General features: G+C 62.9%; 13 protein-coding genes. All 13 read left to right on the top strand.

From position 1 onward, the window contains the following. Positions 1–102: 102 nt before the first annotated feature. The 13 genes from BMI87_RS10765 (at position 103) to BMI87_RS10705 (ending at position 10,918) form a co-directional block, all read left to right on the top strand. Positions 103–813 carry a hypothetical protein gene (locus BMI87_RS10765; RefSeq protein WP_078521312.1) on the top strand — a complete coding sequence of 237 codons (711 nt, stop codon included), beginning with the start codon at positions 103–105 and terminating at the stop codon, positions 811–813. 117 nt (positions 814–930) lie between these two features. After that, positions 931–1,680 (top strand): glycosyltransferase family 2 protein, encoded by a 750-nt coding sequence (locus BMI87_RS10760; RefSeq protein ID WP_078521310.1) that lies wholly within the window; start codon positions 931–933, stop codon positions 1,678–1,680. Positions 1,681–1,685: 5 nt separating this feature from the next. Beyond that, on the top strand, positions 1,686–1,991 hold the full coding sequence (locus BMI87_RS10755) for a lipid-A-disaccharide synthase N-terminal domain-containing protein (RefSeq protein ID WP_078521308.1): 306 nt from the start codon (positions 1,686–1,688) through the stop codon (positions 1,989–1,991). Beyond that, positions 1,966–3,414: a glycosyltransferase family 39 protein gene (locus BMI87_RS10750; protein WP_078521306.1), complete on the top strand. Its 1,449-nt coding sequence runs from the start codon at positions 1,966–1,968 to the stop codon at positions 3,412–3,414. Before BMI87_RS10755 ends, BMI87_RS10750 begins: the two co-directional genes overlap by 26 nt. After that, positions 3,395–4,132: a phosphatase PAP2 family protein gene (locus BMI87_RS10745; RefSeq protein WP_168175198.1), complete on the top strand. Its 738-nt coding sequence runs from the start codon at positions 3,395–3,397 to the stop codon at positions 4,130–4,132. Before BMI87_RS10750 ends, BMI87_RS10745 begins: the two co-directional genes overlap by 20 nt. 244 nt (positions 4,133–4,376) lie before the next feature. Further along, the gene (gene rpsL, locus BMI87_RS10740; protein WP_038074720.1) at positions 4,377–4,748 is read left to right on the top strand and encodes a 30S ribosomal protein S12; all 372 of its coding nucleotides are present in this window, start codon (positions 4,377–4,379) and stop codon (positions 4,746–4,748) included. Between the two features lie 12 nt (positions 4,749–4,760). Further along, positions 4,761–5,231 (top strand): 30S ribosomal protein S7, encoded by a 471-nt coding sequence (rpsG, locus tag BMI87_RS10735; RefSeq protein WP_075773836.1) that lies wholly within the window; start codon positions 4,761–4,763, stop codon positions 5,229–5,231. 18 nt (positions 5,232–5,249) lie between these two features. After that, positions 5,250–7,373 carry an elongation factor G gene (gene fusA / locus BMI87_RS10730; RefSeq protein WP_078521302.1) on the top strand — a complete coding sequence of 708 codons (2,124 nt, stop codon included), beginning with the start codon at positions 5,250–5,252 and terminating at the stop codon, positions 7,371–7,373. A 60-nt stretch (positions 7,374–7,433) separates the two neighbouring features. Next, complete coding sequence (gene tuf / locus BMI87_RS10725) at positions 7,434–8,609, top strand: elongation factor Tu (protein WP_078521300.1); 1,176 nt, start codon at positions 7,434–7,436, stop codon at positions 8,607–8,609. Between the two features lie 213 nt (positions 8,610–8,822). After that, positions 8,823–9,131, top strand: coding sequence for a 30S ribosomal protein S10 (gene rpsJ, locus BMI87_RS10720; RefSeq protein WP_036639457.1), 309 nt, complete (start codon positions 8,823–8,825; stop codon positions 9,129–9,131). Between the two features lie 10 nt (positions 9,132–9,141). Then, positions 9,142–10,005, top strand: coding sequence for a 50S ribosomal protein L3 (rplC, locus tag BMI87_RS10715; RefSeq protein WP_078521298.1), 864 nt, complete (start codon positions 9,142–9,144; stop codon positions 10,003–10,005). Next, on the top strand, positions 10,005–10,625 hold the full coding sequence (rplD, locus tag BMI87_RS10710; protein ID WP_075773839.1) for a 50S ribosomal protein L4: 621 nt from the start codon (positions 10,005–10,007) through the stop codon (positions 10,623–10,625). Before rplC ends, rplD begins: the two co-directional genes overlap by 1 nt. Continuing rightward, complete coding sequence (locus BMI87_RS10705; RefSeq protein WP_078521296.1) at positions 10,622–10,918, top strand: 50S ribosomal protein L23; 297 nt, start codon at positions 10,622–10,624, stop codon at positions 10,916–10,918. Before rplD ends, BMI87_RS10705 begins: the two co-directional genes overlap by 4 nt. The last annotated feature ends 111 nt before the right edge of the window (positions 10,919–11,029 follow it).

Genomic DNA, 11,029 nt, shown 5'->3' with positions numbered 1-11,029 from the left:
CGCGCGAGAGATCGCGCGGGGGTTTTTCTTTGCGCGAACCCGATCTCTGGGGCAGGGTAACGTCGAAAAGGCGAGAGCCTGTTTGCCGGAGGAGGGACCCCGATGATCCGCTTTGTCACCCCGTTCGCGCTGAGCGCGCTGATCGCCATGCCTGCCTTTGCGGGCGCCTATCAGGATGCGGAGGCGCAGCTGCGCAAGGCCTATGGCGACTACCGCGCGGCGCTGTTCCTGTCGAACCAGGGCAAGCAGCCGGAGACCAAGGCAGCGCTAGATCGCTTCGTCGGCGAGTGGCAGTCGCTGTCCGACGCCTGGACCGCCGAGCCGCCGCCGCAATATGCCGATGACGCGGTTCTCGGCGCGACTTTCGACAAGGTCAGCGAGCTAGCGGCGAAGGCCGAGGAAGAGGTGGCCGCCGGGAATCTGCCCGAGGCGCATGAGACCCTCGAAGGGGTGCGCGACAGCATCGGCGAACTGCATATCCGCAATGGAGTTGTGGGCTTCTCGGACCGGATGAACGCCTATCACGCGGAGATGGAAGACGTGCTCGCGCGCGACTACGCGGGGATGGGCGGCGAGGGCGCGCGTCAGCTGATCGCGGATGCCTCGCTTCTGAGCTATCTCGCGGCGCAGATCGTCAAGCATCCCGCGCCGGAAGCCGAGACCGACATGGGGTATCAAAAGCTCGTGGACGGCTTCGCGGTCTCTGTCGCGTTCTTCTACGATGCGGCGATGGCGGGCGACATGGAACGTGCAATGGAGATGCGAAACGCCCTCAAGCCGAGCTATTCGAAGCTTTTCGCGAAATTCGGCTGATCCGCCACAGGGACGCGGCTGCCCCGGGATGATCCGTTTACAAGACCGGGTGGCGGGTCTAATAGAGCCGCACCTTCGGCGCCATCCCGGCCCAGCGACAAGAGAGTTCCGGCACCCATGCCCGAGATTTCAATCGTGATCCCCGCGAAGAACGAAGCGCCGAACATCGCGGGGCTTCTCGACGAGATCGACGCCGCCTGCGCGCCGGTCTGCGATTACGAGGTGATCGTGGTCGATGACGGCTCGGATGACGGGATGGACCAGATCCTGCGCGAGCGGATGAAGACCCACCCGAACCTGCGCCTGCTGCAGCACAAGAACGCCGCCGGTCAACGTGCTTCGGGCGGTCAAAGCGCGGGCGTCCATTCGGGGGTTCGGGCCGCGAAGGGCAGCATCATCTGCACGCTGGACGGCGACGGTCAGAACCCGCCCTCCGAGCTTCCCGCCCTGATGGCGCCGCTGCGCGCGGCGAATTCCGAGAAGATCGGGCTGGTCGCAGGTCAACGCGTCGGGCGGCAGGACACGATGTCCAAGAAGCTGGCCTCGAAGGCAGCAAACAAGATCCGCGGCGCGATTCTGAAGGATGGCACCCGCGACACCGGCTGCGGCCTCAAGGCTTTCCGGCGCGAGGCGTTCCTCGCGCTGCCCTATTTCGACCATATGCACCGCTACCTCCCCGCGCTGTTCTCGCGCGACGGGTGGCAGGTGGCCCATGTCGACGTCGCTCACCGTTCGCGCGGCGGCGGCAGCTCGAATTACAACAATCTGCAGCGCGGTCTCGTCGGCATCGTCGATTTGATGGGCGTCGCGTGGCTTCTCCGTCGGCGCAAGAAAGCGCTGCCCGGCGAAGTGATGCGCGAGGAGTAACGCCTATGGACTGGCTGATGGATGTGCTTCACGCGGACAGCGTTCTCGAGCTGTGGTGGGTCCTCTTCGGCCTGCTCGCGCAACTCATGTTCACCGGGCGGTTTCTCGTCCAGTGGATCGCATCCGAGCGCAAAGGCGAATCCGTGGTGCCGGTGGCATTCTGGTATTTCTCGCTCGCCGGCGGCGTGATGCTGCTGACCTATGCGCTCTATCGCAAAGATCCGGTCTTCGTTCTCGGCCAGTCGCTCGGCGTGTTCATCTACGGGCGCAATCTGTGGCTGATCCATGCCAAGCGTAAACGCGAAGCTTGAACGCAGGGGTGATCGGGACGGTTGGCTCGTCCCGGCCCTGATCGTCGTCGCCGCAGTCACCGCGCTGCGGCTGGTACTTCTGGCGTTCAACAAGACCGATCTCTTCGTCGATGAGGCGCAATACTGGCTCTGGGGCCAGCATCTCGATTTCGGCTATTACTCGAAACCGCCGCTGATCGGCTGGCTGCTGCGCGCGGTGACCGATCTGGCGGGCTCGGACGCGCCGTCTTGGGTGCGGATGCCGGGGGCTGTGTTGCACGGCATCACGGCGCTGGTGCTTGGCGCCTTGGGCGCTCGGATCGCGGGACGCTCGGTCGCGATCTGGTCGGCAGCGATCTATGTCACGCTGCCTTTCGTCGCGGTCGGCTCGGTGCTGATCTCGACCGACACCGTGATGGCGCCCTTCTACGCGCTGAGCCTTCTGTTCCTGCATCGCACCGGCGAGAGCCGTCGCTGGTCGGACGCGCTCGCTGCGGGCGTGGCGGCGGGGTTGGCCTTCATGGCGAAATACGCTGCGATCTACCTGATCCCCGGTCTGGCGCTGGCGGCGCTCGTGGCGCCGGCGTGGCGGATCGGCTGGCGCAACACGGTGATCGCGGCGCTGGCGTTTGGACTGGTAATCGCGCCGAACGTGGTCTGGAACCTGAATAACGGGCTGACCACGGTCTCGCATACGATGGACAATGTCGGCTGGGTCCGCGAAGGGGCCGCGCTGAATTTCGGCTCGATGGTGGAGTTCGTCGCCTCGCAATTCGCGGTCTTCGGGCCGGTGACGATGGTGGCGCTGCTGATCGGTTACGCGGGCTGGGGCGATCCGGCGAAGCGCGGGCTGACGATGCTCTCTGTGCCGCCGCTGGTCGCGGTGACGATCGAGGCGCTGCTCGACCGGGCCTATGCCAACTGGGCGGTCGCCGCCTATTTCGCTGGGACCGTTCTGGCTGTGATGGTGCTGCGCGGCATCTGGCGCTGGATCGCGATCGTGATCAACGGTCTGATCGCGCTGTCGATCCCGCTGCTGACGGTCCTCGCGCCGTATCCGCAGAAGGATGGCGCGCCGCTTCTGAAGCGGTGGCTGGGGCAGGCCGATCTGAGCCGCCAGATCCTGACGCTTGCGAAAGAGGCCGACGTGCCGGTCTACACGGGTAATCGCGCGATCCTCGCCGATCTGTTCTATACCGGGCAGGATGCGGGCGTGACCGTCTACGCGCCGAAGCCTGTCGTGCGGGCCGACAGCTATTACGAGCAGATGTGGCCCTTGCCACAGGACTATAATGGTCGTTTGCTGGTGATCGCCAATAGCGCGCCCGATTGCGGCAGCGGTCCGGTTTCCCCCGAGGCGCAACTCGACGCAACCGGGACATGGGCGGGCAAAGGCTATGCGGCTTATCTGGTGGAGGCGCGCTGTGTCCGTTCCGAAAATTGACATGATCTTCGCGGGCCGCCTGTTGCTGGCGGCGTGGATCGGGGGCTTCCTGCTGTTCCGCTTCGTGCCGGAGCTCGATCTCGGTGTCGCCGGGCTGTTCTACCGGGCAGGGGAGGGGTTCTCGGTGATCACCAATCCGCTCTGGGAATGGCTGCGCCAGCGGATCTGGGATGTCTCGATCGTGCTGTTTCTCGTCTCGCTCGTGGCCTGGCCGTGGGCGGGGCTGCGCCATCGCACGCTTTTGCGCCTGCCTGCGCGGATCTGGGCGTTCATCTGCCTGCTCTACCTGCTTGGCCCGATCGTGGTCGTGAACGGGATCCTGAAGGCCAATTCGGGACGCGCGCGTCCGGCAGATGTCGATCTCTTCGGCGGCGCGCATCATTTCAGCCTCGCGGGCACCTTCACCGATCAATGCTCGCGGAACTGCTCGTTCGTGTCGGGCGAGGTGGCGGCGGCGGTGGCGCTGGGGCTGCTGATCTGGCTCGGCGCGGAGCTGTCGCGGCTGCGCCTACCGCGCTGGGGATTGCTCTATCTGCGGGCCATCGGCGTCTTCGTCGCGGTCTTCATCATCGTGCAGCGGGTCGGCACCGGGCGGCACTTCCTGTCGGACGCCTATTTCGCCGGGCTGGTGAGCCTTACGGTGGCCTGGCTGCTCTGGGGGATCCTCTTTGCGGGGTGGGGCGCGCAGCTCCTCGCACGGACCCGCCGCGAGAGTTGACAACCCAAACGACTCCCCCTATACGCCGCGCTACCTGACGGGCGAAGTCTGCCCGGAGGGTCGCCGATTTCTAGTGGTCATGATCCGGGCCTTCGCCCCGATCCTCTGGAATTCAACGCATTCGCCGCGGTCCTCGGGCCGGGGAGGAATGCGATTTGGCGTTTTCGCGAATCCGCGCGGAAACGCGTCGAGAAGTGGCGCCTCCGGAAACGGGGCGAGTATTGACAGCAGAACGGGGAACCGAATGCCGACGATCCAACAGCTGATCCGCAAACCGCGGCAGCCCAAGGTGAAGCGCTCTAAGTCGCAACACCTCCAAGAGTGCCCGCAAAAGCGTGGCGTTTGCACGCGCGTCTACACGACGACGCCGAAGAAACCGAACTCCGCTATGCGTAAGGTTGCCAAGGTGCGCCTGACGAATGGCTTCGAGGTCATTTCCTACATCCCGGGCGAAAAGCACAACCTCCAGGAGCACTCCGTTGTGCTCATCCGTGGCGGCCGTGTGAAAGACCTTCCGGGCGTTCGTTACCACATCCTGCGCGGTGTGCTCGATACGCAAGGTGTTAAAGACCGTCGTCAACGCCGTTCGAAATACGGCGCGAAGCGTCCGAAGTAAGGAGATCTCGAGATGTCTCGTCGTCACGCCGCTGAAAAGCGCGAAGTCCTGCCCGACGCCAAATATGGCGATCGCGTGCTGACCAAATTCATGAACAACCTGATGATCGACGGCAAGAAGTCCGCCGCCGAGAAAATCGTCTACAACGCGCTCAACCGCGTTGAGGGCAAGCTCAAGCGTGAGCCCATCGAGGTGTTCCACGAAGCCCTCGACAACGTGAAGCCTTCGGTCGAAGTGCGTTCGCGTCGTGTGGGTGGTGCCACCTACCAGGTTCCGGTCGAAGTGCGCCCGACCCGCCGCGAAGCGCTGGCCATCCGCTGGCTCATCGCTGCCGCCAAGTCCCGCAACGAGAACACCATGGAAGAGCGCCTCGCTGGCGAGCTTCTGGATGCGGTGAACTCGCGTGGTTCCGCGGTCAAGAAGCGCGAAGACACCCACAAGATGGCCGACGCGAACAAAGCGTTCAGCCATTATCGCTGGTAATAACGGAAGGACGCCACAATGGCTCGCGAATATCCCCTACAGCGTTATCGCAACTTCGGGATCATGGCGCATATCGACGCTGGTAAAACCACGACGACCGAGCGCATCCTGTTCTACACCGGCAAGTCGCACAAGATCGGCGAAGTGCACGACGGTGCTGCTACCATGGACTGGATGGAGCAAGAGGCCGAGCGCGGCATCACCATCACCTCGGCAGCTACCACGACTTTCTGGCAGTGGCAGGAAGATCCGACCGCCGAAGGTACGGATGATACCAAGTTCCGTATGAACATCATCGACACCCCCGGCCACGTCGACTTCACCATCGAGGTGGAGCGTTCGCTGGCCGTGCTCGACGGCGCTGTTGCGCTGCTCGACGGGAACGCCGGTGTTGAGCCGCAGACCGAGACCGTGTGGCGTCAGGCTGACCGCTACAAGGTTCCGCGCCTCGTCTTCGTCAACAAGATGGACAAGATCGGCGCGGACTTCTTCAACTGCGTGAAGATGATCAAAGACCGCACCGGTGCGACCCCGGTTCCGGTGAACTTCCCGATCGGTGCCGAAGATCAACTCGAAGGCATCGTCGACCTGGTCACCATGGAAGAGTGGGTCTGGAAAGGCGAAGATCTGGGCGCTGCCTGGGTTCGTCAGCCGATCCGTGACGATCTGAAGGCGACTGCGGACGAATGGCGTTCGCACCTCATCGAGAACGCCGTCGAGCAAGACGACGACGCGATGATGGCCTATCTCGAAGGCGAAGAGCCCGATATCGCAACGCTGCGCAGCCTGATCCGTAAGGGCACGCTGTCGCTGTCCTTCGTTCCGGTTCTGGGTGGTTCGGCCTTCAAGAACAAGGGTGTCCAGCCGCTGCTTAACGCCGTGGTCGACTTCCTGCCCTCGCCGCTCGACGTGCCCGCCTACATGGGCTTCTCGCCGGACGACGAGACGGAAACCCGGAACATCGCGCGTCACGCCGATGACGAAGAGCCGCTCTCGGGTCTCGCGTTCAAGATCATGAACGACCCCTTCGTGGGCTCGCTCACCTTCACGCGCCTCTACTCGGGCACGATGAAGAAGGGCGACTCGATCCTGAACGCGACCAAAGGTCGTAAAGAGCGCATCGGTCGTATGATGATGATGCACTCGAACAACCGGACCGAGATCGAAGAAGCATATGCGGGCGACATCATCGCGCTGGCCGGTCTGAAAGAGACCACCACCGGTGACACGCTGTGCGACCCGAACAACCAGGTCGTTCTCGAAACGATGACCTTCCCCGATCCGGTGATCGAAATCGCCGTGGAGCCGAAGTCGAAAGCCGACCAGGAGAAGATGGGCCTCGCCCTTCAGCGCCTGGCAGCCGAAGACCCGTCCTTCCGCGTCGAGACCGACCTCGAGTCGGGTCAGACCATCATGAAGGGCATGGGCGAACTTCACCTCGACATCCTGGTCGACCGCATGAAGCGCGAGTTCAAGGTTGAGGCGAATATCGGTGCGCCGCAGGTGGCCTATCGCGAGACGATCAGCCACGCGACCGAGATCGACTACACGCACAAGAAGCAGACCGGCGGTACCGGTCAGTTCGCGCGCGTCAAGCTCGAGATCACGCCGACCGAGCCGGGCGAAGGTTATTCGTTCGAGAGCCGCATCGTTGGTGGTGCTGTTCCGAAGGAATACATCCCGGGCGTCGAAAAGGGCATCAAGTCGGTCATGGACTCCGGTCCGCTGGCAGGCTTCCCGGTGATCGACTTCAAGGTTGCGCTGGTTGACGGTGCTTTCCACGACGTCGACTCCTCGGTGCTCGCCTTCGAAATCGCTTCGCGTGCCGCGATGCGTGAAGGTCTGCGCAAGGCTGGCGCGAAGCTGCTCGAGCCGATGATGAAAGTCGAAGTGGTGACCCCGGAAGAATATACCGGTGGCATCATTGGCGACCTGACCTCGCGTCGGGGCCAGGTGCAAGGTCAGGACACCCGCGGCAACGCGGTCGTCGTGAACGCCTTCGTGCCGCTCGCCAACATGTTCGGCTACATCAACAACCTGCGTTCGATGTCCTCGGGCCGTGCGGTCTTCACGATGCTCTTCAGCCATTACGAAGCCGTGCCGCAGAACATCTCGGACGAGATCCAGAAGAAATACGCGTAAGGGACGTGCGCCGGGGCAACCCGGCGCCTTTCCAATCCAACGCACTGACAGGAGGCCATCATGGCAAAGGAAAAGTTTGAACGTAACAAACCGCACGTCAACATCGGCACGATTGGCCACGTTGACCACGGCAAGACGACGCTGACGGCTGCGATCACGAAGTATTTCGGTGATTTCCGCGCGTATGACCAGATCGACGGCGCGCCGGAAGAGAAAGCCCGCGGGATCACGATCTCGACCGCGCACGTGGAATACGAGACCGAGTCGCGTCACTACGCGCACGTCGACTGCCCCGGCCACGCCGACTACGTGAAGAACATGATCACGGGTGCAGCGCAGATGGACGGCGCGATTCTGGTTGTGAACGCAGCTGACGGCCCGATGCCGCAGACCCGCGAGCACATCCTGCTCGGCCGTCAGGTCGGCATCCCGGCGATGGTCGTGTACCTGAACAAGGTTGACCAGGTCGACGACGAAGAGCTGCTCGAGCTCGTGGAAATGGAAGTTCGCGAACTTCTGTCGTCCTACGACTTCCCCGGCGACGATATCCCGATCATCAAGGGTTCGGCTCTGGCCGCGATGGAAGGCCGTGATCCGGAAATCGGCGAGAACTCGATCCGTGCGCTGATGGAAGCTGTCGACAGCTACATCCCGACGCCGGAGCGCGCCGTGGACCAGCCCTTCCTGATGCCGATCGAAGACGTGTTCTCGATCTCGGGCCGTGGTACGGTTGTGACCGGCCGCGTCGAGCGTGGCGTGATCAACGTCGGCGACGAACTGGAAATCGTGGGTATCCGCGACACCTCGAAGACGACCTGCACGGGCGTCGAGATGTTCCGCAAGCTGCTGGACCGTGGTGAAGCTGGCGACAACATCGGCGCGCTGCTGCGCGGTGTGGACCGTGACGGCGTTGAGCGTGGTCAGGTTCTGTGTAAGCCGGGTTCGGTGAAGCCGCACACGAAGTTCGAGGCTGAAGCCTACATCCTCACCAAAGAGGAAGGTGGCCGTCACACCCCGTTCTTCGCGAACTACCGTCCGCAGTTCTACTTCCGCACGACGGACGTGACCGGCACCGTGACCCTTCCCGAGGGCACCGAGATGGTGATGCCGGGCGACAACCTGAAGTTCGAAGTCGAACTGATCGCCCCGATCGCGATGGAAGACGGTCTGCGCTTCGCAATCCGCGAAGGTGGCCGCACCGTCGGCGCCGGCGTCGTCTCCAAAATCATCGAGTGATCGGTGGTTTCGGGGCCCTCTGCGGGGCCCCGAAAACGACAGTTGGAAAGAATTTGAATGGTGCGCCGAAAGGCGCGCCATTCGCTCTTGACAGACTCAGGGTGACGCCATAGAGGACGCGCCTGATCTGCCAAGATTTTCAGGTTCGATGCAGGCGCTACATTCGGTGCCGTCTGCCTCTCAACCTTCACGCCATGCGAAGAGGCATGACATATGACCGGCCAAAATATCCGCATCCGGCTCAAGGCGTTCGATTACCGCGTGCTGGACGCCAGCACCCAGGAAATCGTGAACACCGCGAAGCGCACGGGTGCCCAGGTTCGCGGGCCCATCCCGCTCCCGAACAAGATCGAGAAATTCACGGTTCTGCGTGGTCCGCACATCGACAAGAAGTCGCGCGACCAGTGGGAAATCCGGACGCATAAGCGTCTTCTCGACATCGTCGATCCGACCCCCCAGACCGTGGACGCGCTGATGAAGCTCGACCTCGCAGCGGGCGTCGACGTCGAGATCAAGGTGTAAGGAGGGCATTATGCTGCGGACTGGTGTTATCGCCAAGAAGCTGGGCATGACCCGGCTCTTCCTTGAGGACGGCAAGCAGGTTCCTGTGACCGTTCTCCAACTCGACAAGCTTCAGGTGGTGGCTCAGCGCACTTCCGAGACCGACGGCTACACGGCCGTTCAGCTCGGCGCTGGTGAAGCCAAGGCCAAGCGTACGACCGCCGCTCTGCGTGGTCACTTCGCGAAAGCCAATGTCGCCCCGAAGCGCAAAGTCGCGGAATTCCGCGTCGCTGAAGAAAACCTGATCGAAGTGGGCGAGGAAATCACCGCAAACCACTATTTCGAAGGTCAGTTCGTGGATATCGCGGGCACCTCGATCGGTAAGGGTTTCGCCGGTGCTATGAAGCGTCACAACTTCGGTGGTCTGCGCGCCACGCACGGCGTGTCGATCTCGCACCGCTCGCACGGTTCGACCGGTCAGTGTCAGGACCCGGGCAAAGTGTTCAAGGGCAAGAAGATGGCAGGTCACCTCGGTGCCGTGCGCGTCACGACCCAGAACCTTCAGGTCGTCAAGACCGATGCCGACCGTGGCCTGATCATGGTCAAGGGTTCGGTGCCGGGCGCCAAAGGTGGCTGGGTGACGGTCAAGGATGCGGTCAAGAAGCCGCTCTCCGAGAACATCATCTACCCCGCCGCGCTGAAGTCGGCTGCCGAAGCCGCTGCGAAAGCTGCTGAAGAAGCCGCTGCCGCTGCTGCTGCCGAGGCTGAAGCCGAAGCCAAGCGTCTCGCCGAGGAGCAGGCCGCTCAGGAAGCTGCTGCGCTGAAAGAAGCTGAAGAGTCGATCGAAGCCGAAAAAGGCGAAGACGGCGGCGACGCGCCCGAAGGAGACAAGTAATGAAACTCGATGTGATCAAGCTCGACGCCGGCAAGGCCGGTTCGATCGACCTCGCCGACGAGATCTTCGGGCTCGAGCCGCGTGCGGACATCCTGCATCGCGTCGTGCGCTGGCAGCGCGCGAAGGCTCAGCAGGGCACCCACTCGGTTCTCACCCGCTCGGAGGTCAGCTACTCGACCAAGAAGATCTACCGTCAGAAGGGCACCGGTGGCGCACGTCACGGCTCCCGCAAGGCGCCGATCTTCCGCAAGGGTGGTGTCTACAAGGGCCCGACCCCGCGCAGCCACGCTCACGACCTGCCCAAGAAGTTCCGGGCTCTGGGTCTGAAGCACGCGCTGTCGTCGAAAGCCGCTGCTGGCAAACTGATCGTCCTTGAGGACGCGCAGCTCGCCGAAGCCAAGACCAAGCTGCTGGCGAAAGCCGCCAAGGAGCTGGGCTGGAAGAAGGTGCTGGTGATCGACGGGGCCGAGGTGAACGAGAACTTCGCCCAAGCCGCGCGCAACATCGACGGCATCGATGTGCTGCCTTCGATGGGCGCCAACGTGTATGACATCCTCAAGCGTGACACGCTCGTGCTCACGAAGGCGGGTGTCGAAGCTCTGGAGGCTCGTCTGAAATGAGCGCGAAACCCGAACATTACGACGTGATCGTCAAGCCGATCATCACCGAGAAGGCCACCATGGCCTCGGAGAACGGCGCTGTTGTTTTCGAAGTCGCGAAAGACGCTTCGAAGCCGCAGATCAAAGAAGCTGTTGAGACTCTCTTCGGCGTCAAGGTGAAGGCGGTGAACACCACCATCACCAAGGGCAAGACCAAGCGCTTCCGGGGTACCCCCGGTCGTCGCTCGGACTTCAAGAAAGCCTACGTGACGCTGGAAGAAGGCAACACGATCGACGTCACCACCGGCCTGTAATCCGGTAGGACTGAGACATTGGAGAGGCCCTCGCGATCCGCGGGGGCCTTTTCGTTTGCGTAATCGCTAGGGGAGGGGGCGCTTGCCGCTCATGGAGTGCCCGGGCGGCCA

It is taken from the genome of Thioclava sp. F28-4 (assembly GCF_002020045.1).
Taxonomy (GTDB): Bacteria; Pseudomonadota; Alphaproteobacteria; order Rhodobacterales; family Rhodobacteraceae; genus Thioclava; species Thioclava sediminum.
Note: the sequence above shows the minus strand (reverse complement) of the source record. Positions and strands in the feature narration are given on the sequence as shown.

What these genes read in the sequence shown, in the direction of transcription:
- rpsL (WP_038074720.1), top strand. Translation starts at nt 4,377, where the DNA reads ATGCCGACGATCCAACAGCTGATCCGCAAACCGCGGCAGCCCAAGGTG.
- rplD (WP_075773839.1), top strand. Translation starts at nt 10,005, where the DNA reads ATGAAACTCGATGTGATCAAGCTCGACGCCGGCAAGGCCGGTTCGATC.
- BMI87_RS10705 (WP_078521296.1), top strand. Translation starts at nt 10,622, where the DNA reads ATGAGCGCGAAACCCGAACATTACGACGTGATCGTCAAGCCGATCATC.
- rpsG (WP_075773836.1), top strand. Translation starts at nt 4,761, where the DNA reads ATGTCTCGTCGTCACGCCGCTGAAAAGCGCGAAGTCCTGCCCGACGCC.
- rplC (WP_078521298.1), top strand. Translation starts at nt 9,142, where the DNA reads ATGCTGCGGACTGGTGTTATCGCCAAGAAGCTGGGCATGACCCGGCTC.
- BMI87_RS10755 (WP_078521308.1), top strand. Translation starts at nt 1,686, where the DNA reads ATGGACTGGCTGATGGATGTGCTTCACGCGGACAGCGTTCTCGAGCTG.
- BMI87_RS10765 (WP_078521312.1), top strand. Translation starts at nt 103, where the DNA reads ATGATCCGCTTTGTCACCCCGTTCGCGCTGAGCGCGCTGATCGCCATG.
- fusA (WP_078521302.1), top strand. Translation starts at nt 5,250, where the DNA reads ATGGCTCGCGAATATCCCCTACAGCGTTATCGCAACTTCGGGATCATG.
- tuf (WP_078521300.1), top strand. Translation starts at nt 7,434, where the DNA reads ATGGCAAAGGAAAAGTTTGAACGTAACAAACCGCACGTCAACATCGGC.
- rpsJ (WP_036639457.1), top strand. Translation starts at nt 8,823, where the DNA reads ATGACCGGCCAAAATATCCGCATCCGGCTCAAGGCGTTCGATTACCGC.
- BMI87_RS10750 (WP_078521306.1), top strand. Translation starts at nt 1,966, where the DNA reads ATGCCAAGCGTAAACGCGAAGCTTGAACGCAGGGGTGATCGGGACGGT.
- BMI87_RS10760 (WP_078521310.1), top strand. Translation starts at nt 931, where the DNA reads ATGCCCGAGATTTCAATCGTGATCCCCGCGAAGAACGAAGCGCCGAAC.